The sequence below is a fragment of the Sandaracinobacteroides hominis genome (assembly GCF_016464365.1).
Lineage (GTDB): Bacteria > Pseudomonadota > Alphaproteobacteria > Sphingomonadales > Sphingomonadaceae > Sandaracinobacteroides > Sandaracinobacteroides hominis.
Map to the genome: position 1 here is coordinate 90,133 of NZ_JADCUC010000007.1, position 19,099 is coordinate 109,231.

Consider the following 19,099-nt stretch of genomic DNA (forward strand, 5'->3'; position numbering starts at 1 on the left):
GCCCGCCCCTCAACCTCTCCCTTCAACCGGCCCCTTCATCCGCGACGCCGGCCGGACTATGGCAAGGCGCATGACGACTCGCGCCGATATCCAGCCCGTTCCGCTAAGCCTTGTGGAAAGCGATCTTGCCGAAGCCGCCCGCCGGCTTGGCGACAGCTTCCGCCGCACCGGTTTCGCGGTGATCGAGGGGCATGGTATCCCCGACGATGGCATCGAAGCGGCAAAGGCCGCCGCCAGGGCCTGTTTCGCGCTGCCCGAGGCGGAGAAGCGCCGATACCATCAGGCCGGCGGCGCCGGGCAGCGCGGCTATACGCCGTTCGGCGTGGAGACGGCGAAGGGGGCGACGCTATCTGACCTGAAGGAATTCTGGCATGTCGGCCGCGACCTGCCGGAAGGCCACAGGTTCAGCGCGACGATGCCGCCGAACATCTGGCCGGACGACAGCGTGCCCGAATTCCGCCCCGCCATGCAGGCGCTGTTCGCGGCGCTCGACACGGCCGGAAGGCGCGTGCTGCGCGCCATTGCCGTCCACCTGAACCAGCCGGCGGATTTCTTCGACAGCCCCGTGCAGGACGGCAATTCGATCCTGCGCCTGCTGCACTATCCGCCGGTTTCGCCCGATGCCGATGCCGTGCGCGCGGGGGCGCATGAGGATATCAATGTCATCACCCTGCTGCTGGGAGCGGAAGAGGCGGGGCTGGAGCTGCTGTCGCGCGATGGCGAATGGCTTGCCGTTCCCGTCACGCCGGGCAGCCTGGTGGTCAATGTGGGCGACATGCTGCAGCGGCAGACCGGGCGGCAGCTTCCCTCCACCACCCATCGCGTGGTCAACCCGGCGCCGGAGCGGCGGCACCTGTCGCGCTATTCGATGCCCTTCTTCCTCCACTATCGCCCGGACTGGCTGATCGAGCCCTTTGTCGGCGACGAGCCGCCGATCACCGCCCATGACTTTCTGTTGCAACGATTGGCTGAAATAAAACTGGCATGAAGAAACTTGTTCTCGCGGCGCTGCTGCTGACCGCGCCTGCCCTTGCTGCGCCGCTGAAGACCACCGCCTCGGCCGAACCGACGTGGAAGAAGTCCGAGGCGGAGCTTGCCGAGCGGCTGAAGACGCCGGGCGCCAACGCGCGGGCGAAGAACGTGATCCTGATCGTCGGTGACGGCATGGGCATCAGCACCATTACCGCCGCCCGCATCTATGAAGCGCAGAAAAAGGCGCGGGCTGCCGGTGGCACCTATCCGGGCTTTGAAGGCGGCGAGGAAAATCTGCTGAGCTTCGAGCGCCTGCCCAACCGGGCGCTGGTGAAGACCTATAACACCAATGCGCAGGTGCCTGACAGCGCCGGGACCGCCAGCGCGATGACGAACGGCGCCAAGACCCGCATCGGCGTGCTGGGGATCAATCCGGGGCAGGGGCCGCAGACCTGCGCCACGCCTGCCGAGTTCCCCACGCCGCTGGCCCGGCTGGCGCGCGATCGGGGCATGGGCGTCGGCATCGTCACCACCACCCGCGTTACCCACGCGACGCCGGCTGCCATGTATGCACATGCGCCCTCGCGCGATTGGGAAGGCGCCGACCGCGACTATGGCGCCGAGGCGCGCAAGTCGGGCTGCCCGGATATCGCCAGCCAGCTGATCGCCTTTCCCGGCGGCATGGACGTGGTGCTGGGCGGCGGGCTTTCGAAATTCCGCCCCCGTGCCGATGAAAAAGGCGCTGGCCGCGATGACGGCCGCGACCTGATTGCCGAATGGCAGAAGGCGAATCCGAAGGGCAGCTTCGTGGCGGCGGCGCCCGAGTTTCGGGCGCTGGACCCCAGGTCGAAAACGCCCGTGATCGGGCTGTTCAACGCCAGCCACCTCGATTTCGCGGTGGATGCCGACCGGCAGAAGGAGCCCTCGCTCGCCGAGCTGGCGACCTTTGCGGTGCGGAAGCTGCAGTCTCGCCCCGGCAACAAGGGCTATGTGCTGATGATCGAGGGCGGCAAGATCGACCACGGCCATCACCTTTCCAACGCCTATCGCGCGCTGGACGAAACCGCCGAGCTTTCCGAGGCGGTGGCGCAGGTGCTGAAGCTGGTCGACCTGAAGGATACGCTGGTGCTTGTCACCGCCGATCACAGCCATGTCTTCACGATGGCCGGCTATCCCCCGCGCGGGAACGACATCCTGGGCCTGATCCGGCCGCTGCCGGGCGGCGAGGGCGGCGGCAAGACGGACGAGGCCGGCAACAGCCTCGACCAGAAGGGCCGGACGATGCCGACGCTGGGCTATGCCAACGGCCCGGCCGAGGTGCGGGTGGGCAGCCGGGTGCTGAACTCCGACAAGGCCTCCACCGATCCGGACTTCCTGCAGCCCAAGACCTTCCAGACGGCGTCGGAATCGCACGGCGGCGAGGATGTGGCGCTGTTCGCCGGCGGACCGGGCAGCGCGCTGGCATCGGGCACCATCGAGCAGAGCACCATCTTCCACATCATGGCGCATGCGCTTGGCTGGGAATAGGCGCCGGGGTTCACCTCCGCTTCAGGCCGGGCGGGGCAGGTTGGCCCGCATGCGCCGGCTCCTCCTCCCGCTCGCCCTGCTGTGGGCTGCCGCCCCGGCTGTGGCCGAGCCTGAAACGCACAGCCTGACGGAAACGCAGAAGCAGGAAATCCTTACCCGCAAGACCGAGGCCGATCTTGCCCTGCCGGTGCAGACGCAGATCCTCACCGACAGGCGCCCCCATGGCGAGGTCGGCTTCATGGTGGGCACCGGCGGCACCCGCGGCGTCTATGGCGCCACGTCGGTTCCGCTGGGCGACAACGGCTGGGCGAGCTTTGCGTTCGAAAGCAGCCGCAGCAACTGGAGCGACCCCTATGGAAGCTTTGGGAGCGATCCGCGCCTGACACCGAGGCGCCCGCTTCCCTAGGATATAAATGGCCTAGGTTTTGCCGTCGGGCTCGTCGCGCGTCTCGCGCTCCTGCGCCTTCCGCTTGCGCAGATTCTCCCGGAGTGCGGCTTTCAACCGCGCTTCCTTCTCTGATTTCGCGTCTGCCATTGCCCTTGCTTTCCCGTAATTTGCACGCGATACCCGCCACGCAGGCAGACGCCAAGGGTCGTACTTCGCGAATCCAGCCGCACCCACCGCACAGGGCTGTCGAGGAATCCGACAGGCAGTGTAAATAAGCTTTACAGACTGGGGGCCGTATCAGGCTTCGAGTCTGGTTGCGGAGGGGTGTTCGGGCTACAGATGCCTGCCATGCTTGGGACAATAGGCCTGCTAAGCCATCTGGTGGCCGCCATCGCCTTCGCGATGCTGGGGCTCGCGCTTGTTCTGAAGCGCGTGCCCACCGGCGTCCGGCTGGCCGTTGCGCTGGCCGCGTTCATCACCGCCTTCTGGGCCGGCGGCCATGTGATGGCAGCCGCCTATGGACCGGAAACGGTGCCGTGGCTGTCGCGGCTGGAAACCGTGCGCACCGCCGGCTGGATCGGCGTGCTGCTGCTGCTGCAGCGGCGGTCGCTGGGCTTTACCGAGCGGCCGTCGCAATCCTTTGCCGTCGCCATGGGGATGGGTTTCATCATCGCCCTTCAGCTCGCGCTGGACATCATGTTCCAGTACGGCTCTCAGGACGGGCAGATGGCGGAGCAGGCGCCGGGCATGCTGCTGTTCGTGGCCTGCCGGCTGATCCTGTCGATCTCCGGGCTGGTGCTGCTGCATAACCTGTATGTGAACAGCGACAATTCCGGCGGTCTCAGCTTCCGCCTGTTCGCGGTCGGGCTGGGCGTGATCTTCGCCTATGATCTCAACCTCTATACGCTGCATTTCCTGCTGGGCGAGCCGAACGCGGCGCTGCTGGGCATTCGCGGTGCCGTGAATGCGATGGCTGCGCCGTTGATCTATCTGTCGCTGCGGCAGGACACGACGGGCCGGCTGCACCTGTCGCGGCAGGCCGCCTTCCAGACCGTCAGCTTCTCGATCATCGGCCTCTACCTGATCGCCATGTCGTTCCTCGCCTATGGGCTGAAGATGACGGGCGGCAACTGGGGCGAGCTGCTGCAGGTCACCTTCCTGTCGGTGACGCTGATCGCGGGGGCTCTGGTCGCGCTGTCGCCACGGGTGCGGGCCGAGCTGAAGGTGCGGATTTCGCGCAACTTCTATCGCTATCGCTATGACTATCGCGTGGAATGGCTGCGGTTCATCGACAAGATCGATGCGGAGCCGAGCCGTGCCGCCGGGCGTGGCGCCCCCACCCCCGTTTTCACGCCCTTCCGCGAGCGGCTGATCGAAGCGATCGCCACCGTGCTCGATTGCCCCGGCGGGGCGTTGCTGGAGCCTTCGGACGCGGGCGGTTACCAGTACAGCAGCCGCTGGCGCTGGCCCGACATGGAACCGCCCGAGGTGGCCGAGGGCGCCGCGCTGACGCTGTTCTTCCTGGAAACCGGCCGCATCGCCGATTTCGACCAGTTGCGCGCCGAGGCCACCGGCACCGCCACGCGCGGCAGCCATGGCTCGCTCCGCCTGCCGGCCTGGGCTGCGGAGGATCGTTCCATCTGGCTGGCCGTGCCGCTGGTGCACCGCGAGGCGCTGACCGGTATCCTGCTGCTGGAGCGGAGCCTCGCCGCGCGCGACCTGAACTGGGAGGATTACGACCTGCTCCGCACGCTGGGCCGGCAGGGCGCGTCGTATCTGGCCGAGGCGGAAACGCAGGCGCAGCTCGACGAGGCGAAGCGCTTTGAAGAGTATAACCGCCGCTTCGCCTTCGTGATGCACGATGTGAAGAATGTCGTCTCGCAGCTGGCGCTGGTCGCCCGCAACGCCGAGCGCCATTCCGACAATCCGGAATTCCGCGCCGACATGATCGCGACCCTGAACGGCAGCGTCGGCAAGATGCAGGACCTTCTGAAACTGATGGGCCGCGAGACGGAGGGCCTGGGGAGCAGCGACCAGCCGCTGGAAGGCCAGGCCGACATCGCCCGGGTTCTGACCATCGTCGCCGCCGCACTTCGCCGCCAGCACGGTGCGCTGGAACTGGTGGGCGCCGACGAACCGATATCCGTGCCCGGCGACGGCGAGCGGATCGAGGCGATGCTGACGCACCTGGTGCAGAATGCGATCGATGCCAGCGCCCCGGAGGCGGTGGTGCGGCTGTCGGTGGAGGCAAGGCCTGCCGAAGTCCGAATCCGCATCGCCGACCAGGGCCATGGCATGTCGAAGAGCTTTATCCGCGACGAGCTGTTCAAGCCGTTCCGCTCCACCAAGGACGGCGGCTTTGGCATCGGCGCCTTCGAAGCGCGGGAGATTGCCCGCGCCCATGGCGGCCGGCTGGAGGTGGAGAGCCGCGCAGGCGAAGGCACCAGCTTCACCGTCATCCTTCCGCGGCAGGCGTCCGCCCCGGCAGCGGGCCGGCGCAAGTCTACCCCGATCAAGCGCATTCATCAGCCGGAAGCCGGTTCCGGGAGACATCAGGAGAGGCCGGACGCCAGTTCCGGCGGGCATCACAAGAAGCCGGAAGCGAATTCCGGTCGGCAAAAGAGCGAGCACCCATGACCGAAGTAAAGCCTGCCCTGCTTGTCGTCGAGGACGACACCGGCCTGCAGCGCCAGTTGCGCTGGGCCTATGAGGACTATGAAGTGATCATCGCCGGCGACCGCGAAGCCGCGATCGAGGCGGTTCGCACCCATTCCCCGGCGGTCGTGACGCTGGATCTTGGCCTGCCGCCCGATGCCGATGGCACCTCCGAAGGTTTTGCAGCGCTCGAGGAGATCATCGCGCTTGCCCCGCACACCAAGGTGATCATCGCCTCCGGCCACGGGGCGCGCGACAGCGCCCGCCGCGCCATCGCGCTGGGCGCCTTCGATTTCTACCAGAAGCCCGTCGACATCGACGAGCTGGGCTTCATCGTCGGCCGTGCCTTCCATGTGGCGCAGATCGAAGCCGAAAACCGACGCCTCGCCTCGGCGCAGGTAAGCGGCCCGCTGGCGAATCTGATCACCGCCGCGCCCGACATGCTGAAGGTATCCGCGATGGTGGAGCGGGTTGCCCCGACCGATGTGTCGGTGCTGCTGCTGGGCGCCTCGGGCACCGGCAAGGAAGTGCTGGCGCGCGGCCTGCACAATGCCTCGCGCCGGGCCGCCGGGCCGTTCGTCGCCATCAACTGCGGCGCCATTCCCGATACGCTGCTGGAGGCCGAGCTGTTCGGCTATGAGCGCGGCGCCTTTACCGGCGCGGTGAAGACCACCGAGGGCAAGATCGAGCTGGCGCAGGGGGGCACGCTGTTCCTCGACGAAGTGGGCGACATCCCGCTGCCGCTGCAGGTGAAGCTGTTGCGCTTCATCCAGGAGCGGGTGATCGAGCGGATCGGCGGCCGCAAGTCGATCGAGGTCGACACCCGCATTGTCTGCGCCACCCACCGCAACCTGAAGAAGATGATCCTGGAGGGCGGTTTCCGCGAGGATCTCTATTACCGGATCGCCGAAGTCTCGATCAGCATCCCGGCGCTTCGGGAACGAGACGGCGATCCCGTGCTTCTGGCCAACCACTTCCTGAAGTCGTTCGGTGGCGCCCGGCCCGGGCCGCAGCTGCGCTTTGGCCCGGCGGCGCTGGCGGCGATCAACCTGCACAGCTGGCCGGGCAATGTGCGCGAGCTGGAAAACCGGGTGAAGCGCGCGACGATCATGGCCGACGGCACGACCATTACCCCCGCCGACCTCGATCTGGCCGACAGCCCCGAGGCTGCCATCCAGACTCTCAGGGAATCGCGGATGCTGTCGGACCGGCGCACCATCACCGCCGCGCTGACTGCCGCCGATGGCAGCATCAGCAAGGCGGCGCGGTTGCTGGGGATCAGCCGCCCGACACTGTACGACATGATCCGCGAGCTGGAGATCAACGCCGACTGAGCGACGAGGCTAGGCCCTGAGGCCGAGCTCGTCCTCGGCTGCCCGCATTCGCCGCTCCACCTCGTCGATCAGCGCGTCGATGCGCGGCTGGTCGTCTTCGGCTCCGGGCGAAACCCCGGCGCCTGGACCTGTGGTCGGGGTGGAAGCCGCATCCCGAACGGGCTCCGCCGGCCGCCGCCGATCGTCGCGCAGCGATTGCCACAGCTGCACCGTCGACTTGTCGGCCAGCTTCTCGCTCTGCAGCGCCTTCACCAGCTGGTCGATCAGCAGCGTTTCCGCTGCTTCCAGCCTGCCGGTGTCCGCCATTCTCCATTCCTCGCAGAATATCGGATCGTTCAGCCGTTGCGATACCACCTGCGACATGTTCGATCCGGCCGCCGCGCAGGCAGCTTTGAAATCCGGCCCTTCCATCAGCGCATCCAGGAACCGCCGGCGCTGGCGGCCGGTCATGCTGCCCGCGGCAAGGAAGGCCGTTTCGATCAGCCAGCGCGAGGCGGAGGAATGCGGCGCGAGATGCGCCAATTTCGAGGAAATCTGCCTGTTCATATCCCATACATAACCATAATGGTTCCTGTAGGACAGAAGCGCGGGGGTGATTGGTGGATTTGGCGGTCGAAATGCCGCAGATACTAGTCAAGGGGTTCCAATTTTTTACAGAGCGGTATAGTTAACGACAATGGATATGACAGCGAATCCAGTCGCCGAAGCGGCCAATTCCAGCAACGACGCGCCCAAGACGGACGGACGCCGCGAGCGTTCCGCCACCAGCCGTCGGCGGATCCTGGCTGCGATGATCGACCTCATCGAAAGCGGCCTTCCCTCTCCGACGGCAGAGGCAGTCGCCGCCAAGGCCGGGGTTTCGCTGCGCACCGTTTTCCGCCATTTCGAGGAAATGGAAAATCTCCACCTGGAGATTGCCGCGCAGGTGTTCGAGCGGGTCCGCCCGATCCTGGACCAGCCGCTGGAGCGGCGCGAATGGCCGGCGCTGCTGGAGGAATCGGTCGCCAGGCGGGCAGAATTCTTCGAGATCCTGGCACCCTTCAAGACGGCAATCGACGTGCATCGCCACCGCAGTCGCGCCATCTCGGCGCAACATCGCCGCATCACGGTGATGAGCCGCGACCTGCTGGCGGCCGCGCTTCCGGGCGAAGTCGTTTCCAACCAGCAGGTGTTCGAGCTGCTGACGCTGATCCTCTCCATCGAGACCTGGCAGCGGCTCCGCGACCAGCAGGGCATGACGATGGTCGAGGCGCGGGAAGCCGTGCTCCGGGCTGCGCGCGCCATTGTCGGAGCCACCTGAGGCCTTTACCTGAGGATTTCGGGAGGCCTTCTGCGGGCGAATCTGCCTGCCGTTCCCGTCGCTTGCTCCATCCTGCGCCTACATGGCGGCAATTGCGCGCTGCAGCAGAACATCGTAGTTAACGCGGCGCCGGCAGGAGGGCGCCGCAACATATGACGCGATATGTGGCTTTTCTCAGCTACAGCCACAGGAACCGGGCGGAGACGGAGTGGCTCCACCGGGCGCTCGAGCGTTATCAAATTCCCAAGAAGCTGGTGGGGCGCCCCACGGAAAAGGGGCCGGTTCCCGCCCGCCTGATCCCGGTCTTCCGCGATCGCGACGAGCTGCCGGCGTCGGCCGATCTCGGCAATGCCCTCCACGCGGGACTGGAAAACAGCGATCACCTGATCGTCATCGCCTCCCCCGCATCCGCCGGCTCCGTCTATGTTGAAGAGGAGATCCGCTACTTCAAGTCGCTGCACGGCGAGCAGCGGGTGTTCGCCCTTATCGTCGACGGCGAGCCCCATGCCAGCGCGATGCCCGGCCGCGAGGCGGAGGAGGCTTTCCCCCGCGCGCTCCGCTATCGGATCGATGGCGACGCGAAGATCTCCGACATCCCGGCCGAGCCGATCGCTGCCGATATCCGCAAGGGCAAGGACGGCCGCCGGCTGGCGCTGATGAAGCTGGTCGCCGGCATCACCGGCGTGCGTCTCGACGATCTTGTCCAGCGCGAGGCGCAACGCCGGGCCCGTCGGCTGACGTGGATCGCCACCGCCGCTTCGATCGGCATGCTGCTCACCACCGGCCTTGCCTTCTATGCCAACCAGCAGCGGCTGGTTGCCGTCGAGCAGCGCACCATTGCCGAACGCGAGACGGCGGCAGCGCGGGCCGCCACCGACTATCTGATCGGCACCTTCGAGCTGACCGATCCAGCGACCGAAAACCCGCGCACCGTCAGCCTTGTCACCATCCTTGCCCGTGGCGCCGAACGCGCCCGCACCGAACTGAAGGCGCAGCCGGAGATCGAGGCCCGCCTCGTCACCGCCGTGGGCCGCGCCTACAATAATCTGGGCCTGCTGGAGGAAGCGGAGACCGCGCTTGCCCGCGCCATGCCGGCGATCAAGCGTGCCGGGCCGGACGGGGCCCCGGCTCTGCTGGCGCTCGCCGCCACGCAGTTGAAGAAGGGCTCGCCCGAACAGGCGCTGAAGGCGCTTTCGGGCGCCGAACATCTGCTGGGGGGCGATCCCAACGAGCATCTTACCGTCCGCTCGCAGCTGCTCGCCGCGCGCGGCGGCATCGCCTATCTGAACGGCGATCCGGAGGCGGCGCTGAAGGATTATGACAGGGCACTCGCCTTCCTTGCCCGCGACCCCGGCGCCGATCCGCGCGAGCGTGCCGGCATGCTGGACTGGCGCGGGCGGGTGCTGAACGATCTTGGCCGCTACGACAATGCCGAAGCCTCGTTGCAGGAGGCGAACAGGCTGCTTGTTACCTATCAGGGCGAGCAGCACCTGCAGACCGGCCGCAACCTCTATTCCTTGGCGCTGGTCGCCTATTCGGCGGGCAACTATCCGCTGGCGCAGCAGCGAATCCGCAAGTCGCTGCAGGTGCTGGACCGGATGCTGGACAAGACCAACCCGATCCGCGCCGATGCGCTGTCGCTGCAGGGGTCGATCTATCAGGCCCAGGGCCAGCTTGTTGCGGCAGACCAGGCGCTGGATCAGGCCGTGACTGCCTATCGGCAGGTGTACAAGGGCGGCCACTATAATATCGGCATCGCCGAATTCTATCGTGCGCAGGTTTCATCGCAGCAGGGCGACTACCCGGGCGCATTGTCGCACCTCGACGAAGCCAGGCGAAATTACGAGGCCAGCTATGGCAAGGTGCACGCAAACATCGGTGAAGTGATGGTCAATCGCGCACAGGTGCTGTGGAAGATGGGCCGCAAGGCGGAAGCGCGCAGGGATTGTGCCAGCGGATTGCAGATGCTGGACGAGACAGTAGGCCCGGATCACAGCTTCACAAAGGGTCTGAGGGCGACATGTAACGGGTTGGAAGGAAAAGAGGTTAACACAAAAAGCTGACCTCGACTCAAATGCTTTCTGCGCGTAAAATGTCAACACTTGTAAACGGGGGCTGACATGCGAATCACTTTTGGAAGGATGGCGGCTGGCGCTCGTTTTGCGGCCGTCGCAGCTTGCGCGATCGGCGCAGCGGCCGGGGGCACGGCTGCTTTTGCGCAGATTTCCAACATCACGACGGAGCGGGATGCGGAACTTGTCATAGGCGGCAACCCTGTTCTGCTGGGCACGCCGGTGCCGTCGCCCTACTATCTGTCGCAGCCCAGCTCGCGCTTCGGCGCTGGCTATGCGTCCTATTCCAACATCGCCGGCAACGAAATCTACTTCGAGGCCGGCAGCATGGCGGCCGGCAACCGCAACAGCGCGAAGTCGGTGGTTGAGGTTTCGTTCGACGTCTTCAACAACGACGCCGTCAACACCATCACCCAGATCCAGTCGACGATCTTCGAATCCACCTTCGGATTCTATGTGTCGGACTTCTTCAACCCGTTCGTGAACGGGCTGGGCGACGTGGTGGAGGGCTGCTCCGGCGTGGTTCTGCCCAGCTGCGGGATCACCGATTCCGGGGCGGGCTTCAGCAATTTCACCAATTTTTCCCAACCGCCGGGCACCAAGGACCTGGCCTTCACCAGCTTCAAGTTCGAAGTGCTGCAGGATGGCGCCACGGTAAATGAGGTGTCGGGCAGCCTGGTCCTCCAGAACACCGGCGGCGTGATCAGCTATGTGGCCGGCGCGGGCAACGCCGACCTTTCCTCGCAACTGATCAACTTCCAGCAGCAGGAAGACAGCGGCTACGCCTATATCTTTGGCTGGGATCGCACGAACTTCATCGCCGACCTCGCCAACCCGCTGGCCTTCGGGGACAGTTCCACCTTCACCTATCGGATCACCACCGAGGCCTGGAGCTCGGCCACCGTCCTCGGCGCGCCGTCGACCAACATGATCATCTCGTTCGCCTGCTTCGCCGATCCGCTAGGCCGGGGCGGCAACTTCAGTGCGGCGATCCTGCCGCTGGGCGACCCCAGCGACGATACCTGTGACGATTACGGCCAGTTGGGCAACAACAGCCCGAAGGTCTACACGCTGGGCATCCCGACCATCAAGGACGGCCGGATCATCTTCACCGCGCCGGGCGTGCCCGAGCCGGATACCTGGGCGATGCTGATCGCGGGCTTCGGCCTGGTCGGGCTCAGCATGCGTCGCCGCAGGCCGATGGCGGCAGCCACCGTCACCGCCTGACGGGCAGCGAACGCCAGTATGTTCGGAAAGGGCGCCGCAAGGCGCCCTTTTCATTTCCGGCTGCCTGCGCGAACAGGCGATCTGCAGGTAGCTGGCAGGCGCAGCGAGCGCTGGATCGGGGCTGAAAACCGCGCCTTGGGCGGGTCGGGCAGGCGACATCAACGCCGTCGCCGACCGCACCGGGGGGCAAAGCCCCGCCTTCGCGTCGCGCCAACGCCGATTTCGCCTGCCTGACCCATCAAAGCGCCTTCCGTTTAGGCGTTCACGTCCTAGGATAGGCCATGGTCACCACCCTTGCTCAACCGCCCGTCGCCCAGCTCGAAGCGCTCGACACCCGCCTGCGCTGGCTGTCGGCCTGGATGATCCACAACGCCAACCACCTGCGCGAAAGCCCGGATGGCATCAAGGTCGGCGGGCATCAGGCCAGCTGTGCCTCGATGTCGGCGATCATGGCCGCGCTCTATTTTCACGCGCTCGGGCCCAACGATCGGGTTGCCGTGAAGCCGCACGCCGGGCCGCTGCTCCACGCCATCCACTATCTGCTCGGCAACCAGTCGCTGCAGGCCCTGCAGGCGTTTCGCGGCTTTGGCGGCGCGCAAAGCTATCCCAGCCGCACGAAGGACCTGATCCCGGTCGATTTCTCCACCGGTTCCGTAGGCCTCGGCGTTGCCGTCACCGCCTTTGCCAGCCTGGTGCAGGATTGGCTGATCGCCCACGGAAACCTGGCGCCGGAAGATGCGGGGCGGATGATCGCGCTGATGGGCGATGCCGAACTGGACGAAGGCAATATCTATGAAGCGCTGATCGAGGCCTACAAGCATGACATCCGCAACTGCTGGTGGGTGGTGGACTATAACCGCCAGTCGCTGGATGCGACGACGGCCGATCGCATGTTCCGCCGTTTTGACGACATCTTCGAAACCTGCGGCTGGCGCGTCGTCACGCTGAAGCACGGCCGGCTGCAGCGTGAAACCTTCGCGAGGCCCGGCGGGCAGGCGATTGCCGACTGGATCGAAACCTGCCCCAACGCCGATTACGCCGCGCTGACCTATCAGGGTGGCGCAGCGTGGCGGCAGCGGCTTACCGCCGATCTTGCCGGCGATGCCAGGGCGCTGAAGCTGATCGACCAGCATACGGACGAAGCCCTGCAGCGGCTGATGACGACGCTGGGCGGGCACTGCGTCGAAACGCTGGTGCAGGCGTTCGAAGCGGCGAAGGATGAACGCAACACGCTGTTCATCGCCTACACCATCAAGGGGCAGGGCCTGCCGCTCGCCGGGCACAAGGACAACCATGCCGGGCTGATGACGCCGGCGCAGATCGCCACCCTGCGCGAGAGCCTGCAGATAGCCGAAGGAACGGAATGGGAGGCGTGGGCCGGCCTTGGCGACAATGCCGCCGCCGAACTCGCCGCCTTCGTGCGCCAATCGCCCATCGCCTCAAAGGCTGCGGACCTGCCCCATGCCACCGTCCCGGTGCCGGCCATCCCGGTGCCGGCCGGAGACGAGCAATCGACGCAGGGCGCGTTTGGCAAGATCCTGTTCGAGCTGGCAAAGGGCAACAGCCCGCTCGCCGACCGCATCCTGACGACCTCGCCCGACGTCACCGTCTCCACCAATCTGGGCGCCTTCGTGAACCAGCGCGGGCTGTTTCGCCGGCAGGATCTGCCGGACGTCTTTCGCAAGGCCGGAATCCCCAGTCCGCAGAAGTGGCAGGGCAATCCCGCCGGGCAGCATGTCGAGCTGGGCATTGCCGAACATAATCTGTTCCTGATGCTCGCCGCCGCCGGGCTTTCCGCGCCGCTGTTCGGCCAGCGGCTGATCCCCATCGGCACCGTCTATGATCCCTTCATCGCCCGCGGCCTCGATGCGCTGAACTATGGCTGCTATCAGGACAGCCGCTTCCTTCTGGTCGCGACACCCTCCGGCTTCACGCTTGGTGGCGAAGGCGGCGCACACCAGTCGATCAACCCGCCGCTGCTGGCGATGGGCCAGCCGGGCCTCACCCATTATGAGCCTGCCACCGCCGACGAACTGGCGCTGTTCATGGAGCACAGCTTTCGCCACCTGCAGGCGGAAGAGGGCGGCAGCATCTACCTGCGCCTTTCCACCCGCAGCATCGCCCAACCCGACCGCGCCGACGACAAGTGGGCAGACGACAAGTGGAAGGCCGATGCGCTGCGCGGTGCCTATTGGCGGATCGCACCGACCGCACCGCAGCCGGTCGCCATCGTCGCCATGGGCGCGCTGCTGCCGGAGGCGCTGGAGGCCCATGCCATCCTTTCGGAAGATCTCCCCGGCCTCGGCCTGCTGCAGGTGACCTCGCCCGCCCGCCTGCACCGTGACTGGTCGGCCGGCGACAGCCATATCGAGCGGCTGCTGGCGCAGCTCCCGGCCGAAGCCGGCCTCGTCACCCTGCTGGACGGCGCGCCCGCCACCCTCAGCTGGCTTGGCGCCGTCCGCGGCCAGCGCGTGCAGCCGCTTGGAACCGACCGCTTTGGGCAGACCGGAACGCTGGGCGACCTCTATCGCGCCTATGGCCTCGATGCAGAAGCCGTGGTGGATGCTGCCGCCCGGCTTCTGGTGGATGGCTTGCGATGAACGGATGACAGCGAACGGGTGACAGCGCGGGCAAAAGCGGGCAGGCTTCCATCTGCAGGCAGCGGCCTGCTTCCGCAGGGGAAAGTTTCAAATGGTTGCCAACATCTTCCAAAGCATATTGGGTTTCGCTACATTCGCCTTTGTCGTCTTTATCTTCGTTCTCTGGCTTTGGCTGCTGATCTCGGTGATCGGCGACCTGTTCCGCCGCCACGACATCGGCGGCTTCGGCAAGGTTCTGTGGATCATCTTCCTGGTGCTGCTGCCCTATCTGGGCGTCTTCGCCTATATCCTGACGCAAGGCCGCGGCATGGGCGAACGGCAGGTGGAGCAGGTGAAGCAGGCGCAGAAGGATCTGCGCGAGTTCGTCGGCGTCAGCCCGGCAGACGAGCTGGAAAAGCTCGAGAAGCTGAAGGCTGCCGGCACCATCTCGCCGGAAGAGTTCAGCAAGCTTCGGGCCAAGGTGATCGGCTGACCGCCGTCCTTGCCTAAAGACCAGTGGCGGCGGGGTGTGGCGGTGCCATATCCCGCCGCTTCCATTTGGGAGAGAATGTCGACATGACCAGCCTGTTCGAAACCGCCCCCGTGATGGGCAAGGGCCCCACCTGGGAAGAGCTGAAGCCGGGCCTTGTCGGCCGTACCTTCCGCCGCACCGTCACGGAAGCCGATCTCGTCAACTTCATCGGCGTGACGGGCATGGTGGAGGCGATCTTCATCGACGCCGACTATCCGGGGAAGGCCATAGCCGGCCGACCGGTTCCGGCCGCGCTCACCCAGTGCCTGATCGAAGGCCTGCTGTTCCAGTCGGTGATCCAGGGCGTCGGCCTTGCCTTCCTGGAAGCGCATGTGAAGGTGCATGGGCCGGTGCGCGTCAACGACAGCATCTGGGCGACGCTCGACATCCACGACATCAAGCCGACGTCGAAGAACAACCGCGCCATCGTCACCTCCGAAGTGAAGGTGTTCAACCAGAACGAGGAACTGGTGCTGAGCTATGTGGTGAAGCGCATGGTCGCCGGCAAGCACTGACGGCAGTGGCGGGGGGCACGAAGCCCCCCGGCCCAGATCACTTCGGAGCAGCCGCAGCCCTTGGCGTCGGGAACTTCGCAAACGCGGCACTGACCGCCGAATCCAGCGCTGCCGGGACGTTCTTGGTGTCGCTTGAGCTGATGCTCTTCGTCACCGTGCCTTCCCACACCAGCTGCTTCTTTGCCGCATCGACCACGTCGATGGTCAGCGTGCCTTCCTGGTACTGCGTCACCTCGGTCTGGTTCGCATACATCGGCCAGGGCTGATAAAGCCCTGCGCGGAAACCATAATAGCCGCCTGCCATCACCGGCGCGGGATAGGAATCGACGCGCATCTTGTCGTTCAGCGTGGCGTTGAAGTTCACCAGCAGATGCGGGTTTGCGGCATCATAGCGGTAGCCGCGTGCCTCCATCTCGCGCTGCGCGGCGGATTTCAGATGCTGCGAGACGATCGACTGGTAGCCGGCCTTGTCGGTGCCCAGCGGATTTTCGAAGCCGAAGGTCTGATAGGAAGCGAAGTTCGCCGAAGGGTCTTGCATCGCCCGCACGTCCGGACCGCTGGAGCAGGCTGCCAGCGCCAGCAGCGGAGCGGTTGCCAGTGCAATCCACATTGCCTTCTTCATTATCGTCTCCCTGTTGCAGTCTGATCGTCTGGCTCCTGTGCCCGGCCCCGTGCCGGAACTTTGCCCAACGTCGCGCAATTGCCTCACTCTATTCCTGTACGACATACCTCTCAAGGGCTTGACCAACAAGCGCTTCGGGGCGCTAACTGTTCCCCGCGGTGCGCTGGGGCAGGCCGCAACGATGGGCTGGGGAGCGGGTCCATGAATGAGGTGGCGACAGTGGAGACGGACATGCCGGAACGTGCGACCGCATCCGCCGCGCGCCGCTTTTCGCTGCCCTCCACCCGCATCCTCCTCCTCATCGCCGGCGTCCTTGCGCTGCTGCTCGCCCTCTATGCCGCCGCCGGCTATCTGTGGGCGCCCAGGCTGATCGAGGATCAGGCCAGGGCCTGGACGCGCGAGAATCTGAAACAGGATCTCGCCATCGGCGACGTGAAGGTCGATCCGTTCGGCTTCAAGGTCGACATGTCCGGCATCGCCATCCCGGCTGCAGAGCCGATGGTTTCCGTTCGCCGGCTGCATCTCGATTTTGCCATCGGCTCGATCTTCTCCGACTCCTACCGCTTCGACGAGGTGCTGTTCGAAGGGCCGCAGGTGAAGGCGATTGTCCAGCCCGACGGCAAGCTGAACCTGCTGAAGCTGGTGCCGCCTCCCAATCCGGACCCGTTCCCGCCGGTGCTGATCGCCGACCTTCGGATCACCGACGGCGCCGCCTATCTCGCCGACCTGTCCAAGGCCAACAAGCCCGATACCCGCCTCACCCTCTCCAGCTTCGACCTGCAGAACCTGCACACCACCCGCGACGAGGGCGGCAATTTGCGGCTGGAGGGCGTCAGCGACGAGAAGGAGGAGTTCGTCTGGATCGGCAAGGTGTCGATGGCGCCCATCGCCTCGTCGGGAGGGCTCGCCATCCGCAACCTGCAGGCCAGCAGCGTGCAGAAGTTCGCCGGAGATCTGATGCCCGTCGTGCTCAACAGCGGCCGCATCGACCTCGATCTGTCCTACCTCGCCTCTTATGGCGACAAGGGAACGCATCTGTCCGCCACGCTGCCGAAGCTCGGCCTGACCGCGCTGAACGTCGGCGGCCGTCCGGAACTCTATCATGCCGATACCGACTTTGGCCGCGTCGACATCAAGGGCATCAGGTTCACCGCAGCCATCCCGCCCGGCGGCGAGATGGCCACCACGGCTGCCGTTGGCGGAATCGCCGTTCGCGATATCAAGATGGTCGGCACCGGCCCCGCCAAGGGAGAAGCCGCGACGCTGAAGTCGGCCGATGTCGAGGGGATCAACGTCGTCCCGGCCACCTCCGCCTTGTCGATCGGCGCCATCCGGCTGGCGGGTCTGGACGTGGCCACCACCCGAGCGCCAGACGGCACGATCGGCCTGATGCGGATCCTGCCGCCGGCGCGGGAAGCCAGGAAGGGTGTCGCTTCTGCCGGCTATCCCGCCATCGGCGAGTTCAGCCTGACGGACGCGAAGCTGAAACTTGCCGATCATGCGGTGAAGCCCGCTTCGACCTGGACCATCGCCCCGCTTACCGTTACGGCGCGCGGGCAGGACGGCAAGCTGGACGGGCCGCTGAAGCTGAGCGTGAACGGCAAGCTGAACGGTGCCACCGCCTTTTCCGCCACCGGAGACGTGAGCCCCGCCACCCCGAGCGCCGATCTTGCCGTGAAGATGGCCGGATTCCCGCTGAAGGCGGGCGTTCCCTATACCATCGATTTCCCGGCGCTGGAGATCGTCTCCGGCACGGCCAGCGCCGACGGCCGCCTGCGCTACAGCCCGAAGGCAATGGGCTATACCGGCAATGCCAGCATCGACAATCTGCAGCTGATCGAGACCTTCGGCCGCTCCGACCTCGTCGCGTGGAAGCGGCTGGCGCTGGCCGGCATCGACGCGACGCCGAAGAGGGTGCTGGTGGAGCGCGCCAGCCTGTCCGGCCCGGCCACCACGGTCGTCATCCTCCCTGATGGCACGATGAACTTCCAGCGCCTCGTCACCATGAACCCGGAGCCGGTTGTGGTGCCGCAGGCGGGCGTCGAGGCCGCCAAGCCCAAACTCACCCGCGCGCAACGGCGTGAGATAGCGAGCCGCGAGGAGGCCGAGAAGCAGGCGACAGCGGCCAAGGCCCGCGCCGCGCTGGCAGCCCCCGTCGTCGAGCCGGCCATCCCCGTCACCGTGAAGCGGCTCAGCATCGACGGCGGCACGCTGGACTTTGCCGACTATTCGCTTCGCCCCAACTTCGCCGCCAAGGTGCAGGGCGTCGGCGGCACTGTCACCAACGTCTCCAACAGCCCGCGCGCCGTCGCCAGGCTGGATCTTGGCGGCTTCGTCATCGACAAATTCTCCCCGGTGACGATCAAGGGCGAGATGACGCCGATGCAATATGATCGCCGCACACAAGTCGACATGGCCTTCCGCAACATCGAACTGCCGGTCTTCAACCCCTATTCCGGCCGCTGGGCCGGCTATTCCATCGCCAAGGGCAAGCTGACGACGGAGCTGAGCTATACCATCGACAACCGGGCGCTGGACGCGAAGCACCATATCATCATCGACCAGCTGGAATGGGGCGAAGCTACCGACAGCAAGGAAAAGGTCGGCCTGCCGGTAAAGTTCATCACCTCGCTGATGAAGGACAAGAATGGCGTCATCGACCTGGAGGTCCCCGTTACCGGAACGCTGGACGACCCCAGCTTCAAGATCGGCCCGATCATCTGGAAGATCATCGGCAACCTCTTCGCCAAGGCGCTGGCCGCCCCGTTCAAGCTGTTCGGCGGCGACAAGGAGGATGTGCAGTTCATCGATTTCGCCCCCGGATCGGCGGCGATTCCACCGGGCGTCGCGCCGAATTTCGCCACCATCTCCAAGGGGCTGGGCGAAAAGCCCGAACTCCGTCTCGACATCCCCTCCGGCCCCGGCCTGCCGCTCGATGCACAGGGCCTCGCCGACCAGAAGATCGCCGCCGCCGCCATGCCGAAAACGGTGAAGAAGGGCGAGACACCGGACATGTCGACGATGGACCTCGCCACCCGCCACGACCGGCTGAAGGATCTCTACAAGGCCCGATACAAGAAGGGCCCCGAGTTCCCCGCCGGCCCCGAAGGCGAAGACAAGGAGGCGCGTCGCAGCCGCGAAGTGGAGTGGCTGATGGTCGAGCTGCGCAAATCCTTCGCGCCCACGGCCGAGGAACTCGCGGCATTGGGCAAGGCGCGTGCAGAGGCTGTCCGCCTGGCCCTGCTGGAGGGGGAGAACAAGGTCGACCCGGCCCGGGTCTTCCTTTCGGGCCGCGATTCCGCCACCGAGAAGGACGGCAAGGCGCGGATGGAACTGAAACTGGAAGGCAGCTGAGAATCCCGTTTCGCAACTGCAA

Annotated in this window: 13 protein-coding genes and 1 pseudogene; 12 read left to right on the forward strand and 2 right to left on the reverse strand. The window is 65.9% G+C overall.

Annotated elements, in window-relative coordinates; translation table 11 throughout:
- Positions 1-70 precede the first annotated feature (70 nt).
- The 5 genes from IM784_RS14420 to prsR all read left to right on the forward strand — a co-directional run bounded on the left by IM784_RS14420 (position 71) and on the right by prsR (position 6,876).
- On the forward strand, positions 71-988 hold the full coding sequence (locus tag IM784_RS14420; RefSeq protein ID WP_199556041.1) for an isopenicillin N synthase family dioxygenase: 918 nt from the start codon (positions 71-73) through the stop codon (positions 986-988).
- Positions 985-2,499: an alkaline phosphatase gene (locus IM784_RS14425; RefSeq protein WP_235977401.1), complete on the forward strand. Its 1,515-nt coding sequence runs from the start codon at positions 985-987 to the stop codon at positions 2,497-2,499. Before IM784_RS14420 ends, IM784_RS14425 begins: the two co-directional genes overlap by 4 nt.
- A gap of 49 nt (positions 2,500-2,548) precedes the next feature.
- Entirely contained in the window at positions 2,549-2,905 is a 357-nt protein-coding gene (locus IM784_RS14430) for a hypothetical protein (RefSeq protein ID WP_199556042.1), read from the forward strand.
- A gap of 330 nt (positions 2,906-3,235) precedes the next feature.
- Positions 3,236-5,524: an XrtA/PEP-CTERM system histidine kinase PrsK gene (prsK, locus tag IM784_RS14435; RefSeq protein ID WP_199556043.1), complete on the forward strand. Its 2,289-nt coding sequence runs from the start codon at positions 3,236-3,238 to the stop codon at positions 5,522-5,524.
- Entirely contained in the window at positions 5,521-6,876 is a 1,356-nt protein-coding gene (prsR, locus tag IM784_RS14440) for a PEP-CTERM-box response regulator transcription factor (RefSeq protein ID WP_199556044.1), read from the forward strand. The genes prsK and prsR overlap by 4 nt, the downstream gene beginning before the upstream one ends.
- 9 nt (positions 6,877-6,885) lie before the next feature.
- Here the strand turns inward: prsR and IM784_RS14445 are convergent, their stop codons facing one another.
- A complete protein-coding gene (locus IM784_RS14445; RefSeq protein ID WP_199556045.1) occupies positions 6,886-7,422 on the reverse strand; it encodes a hypothetical protein in 537 nt (178 codons plus the stop codon).
- 130 nt (positions 7,423-7,552) lie between these two features.
- Here IM784_RS14445 and IM784_RS14450 point away from each other — a divergent pair, with 130 nt between their 5' ends.
- The 6 genes and pseudogenes from IM784_RS14450 (at position 7,553) to IM784_RS14475 (ending at position 15,101) form a co-directional block, all read left to right on the forward strand.
- Entirely contained in the window at positions 7,553-8,176 is a 624-nt protein-coding gene (locus IM784_RS14450) for a TetR/AcrR family transcriptional regulator (RefSeq protein ID WP_199556046.1), read from the forward strand.
- A 152-nt stretch (positions 8,177-8,328) separates the two neighbouring features.
- Positions 8,329-10,239 carry a tetratricopeptide repeat protein gene (locus IM784_RS14455; RefSeq protein ID WP_199556047.1) on the forward strand — a complete coding sequence of 637 codons (1,911 nt, stop codon included), beginning with the start codon at positions 8,329-8,331 and terminating at the stop codon, positions 10,237-10,239.
- Between the two features lie 1,122 nt (positions 10,240-11,361).
- Positions 11,362-11,475 (forward strand): annotated as a pseudogene (locus IM784_RS17785) (PEPxxWA-CTERM sorting domain-containing protein); the annotation flags it as partial.
- A 281-nt stretch (positions 11,476-11,756) separates the two neighbouring features.
- Complete coding sequence (locus tag IM784_RS14465) at positions 11,757-14,075, forward strand: transketolase (RefSeq protein ID WP_199556048.1); 2,319 nt, start codon at positions 11,757-11,759, stop codon at positions 14,073-14,075.
- Between the two features lie 91 nt (positions 14,076-14,166).
- Entirely contained in the window at positions 14,167-14,547 is a 381-nt protein-coding gene (locus tag IM784_RS14470) for an SHOCT domain-containing protein (protein ID WP_199556123.1), read from the forward strand.
- 83 nt (positions 14,548-14,630) lie between these two features.
- Positions 14,631-15,101, forward strand: coding sequence for a MaoC family dehydratase (locus tag IM784_RS14475; RefSeq protein WP_199556049.1), 471 nt, complete (start codon positions 14,631-14,633; stop codon positions 15,099-15,101).
- Between the two features lie 37 nt (positions 15,102-15,138).
- Here IM784_RS14475 and IM784_RS14480 read toward each other — a convergent pair whose 3' ends face one another.
- Positions 15,139-15,723 (reverse strand): DUF4136 domain-containing protein, encoded by a 585-nt coding sequence (locus IM784_RS14480; protein ID WP_199556050.1) that lies wholly within the window; start codon positions 15,721-15,723, stop codon positions 15,139-15,141.
- A gap of 201 nt (positions 15,724-15,924) precedes the next feature.
- Here IM784_RS14480 and IM784_RS14485 point away from each other — a divergent pair, with 201 nt between their 5' ends.
- Positions 15,925-19,077 carry a DUF748 domain-containing protein gene (locus IM784_RS14485; RefSeq protein WP_199556051.1) on the forward strand — a complete coding sequence of 1,051 codons (3,153 nt, stop codon included), beginning with the start codon at positions 15,925-15,927 and terminating at the stop codon, positions 19,075-19,077.
- The last annotated feature ends 22 nt before the right edge of the window (positions 19,078-19,099 follow it).

Coding starts and splice junctions, on each gene's coding strand:
- IM784_RS14420 (WP_199556041.1), top strand. CDS start 71: ATGACGACTCGCGCCGATATCCAGCCCGTTCCGCTAAGCCTTGTGGAA.
- IM784_RS14425 (WP_235977401.1), top strand. CDS start 985: ATGAAGAAACTTGTTCTCGCGGCGCTGCTGCTGACCGCGCCTGCCCTT.
- IM784_RS14430 (WP_199556042.1), top strand. CDS start 2,549: ATGCGCCGGCTCCTCCTCCCGCTCGCCCTGCTGTGGGCTGCCGCCCCG.
- prsK (WP_199556043.1), top strand. CDS start 3,236: ATGCTTGGGACAATAGGCCTGCTAAGCCATCTGGTGGCCGCCATCGCC.
- prsR (WP_199556044.1), top strand. CDS start 5,521: ATGACCGAAGTAAAGCCTGCCCTGCTTGTCGTCGAGGACGACACCGGC.
- IM784_RS14445 (WP_199556045.1), bottom strand. CDS start 7,422: ATGAACAGGCAGATTTCCTCGAAATTGGCGCATCTCGCGCCGCATTCC.
- IM784_RS14450 (WP_199556046.1), top strand. CDS start 7,553: ATGGATATGACAGCGAATCCAGTCGCCGAAGCGGCCAATTCCAGCAAC.
- IM784_RS14455 (WP_199556047.1), top strand. CDS start 8,329: ATGACGCGATATGTGGCTTTTCTCAGCTACAGCCACAGGAACCGGGCG.
- IM784_RS14465 (WP_199556048.1), top strand. CDS start 11,757: ATGGTCACCACCCTTGCTCAACCGCCCGTCGCCCAGCTCGAAGCGCTC.
- IM784_RS14470 (WP_199556123.1), top strand. CDS start 14,167: ATGGTTGCCAACATCTTCCAAAGCATATTGGGTTTCGCTACATTCGCC.
- IM784_RS14475 (WP_199556049.1), top strand. CDS start 14,631: ATGACCAGCCTGTTCGAAACCGCCCCCGTGATGGGCAAGGGCCCCACC.
- IM784_RS14480 (WP_199556050.1), bottom strand. CDS start 15,723: ATGAAGAAGGCAATGTGGATTGCACTGGCAACCGCTCCGCTGCTGGCG.
- IM784_RS14485 (WP_199556051.1), top strand. CDS start 15,925: ATGAATGAGGTGGCGACAGTGGAGACGGACATGCCGGAACGTGCGACC.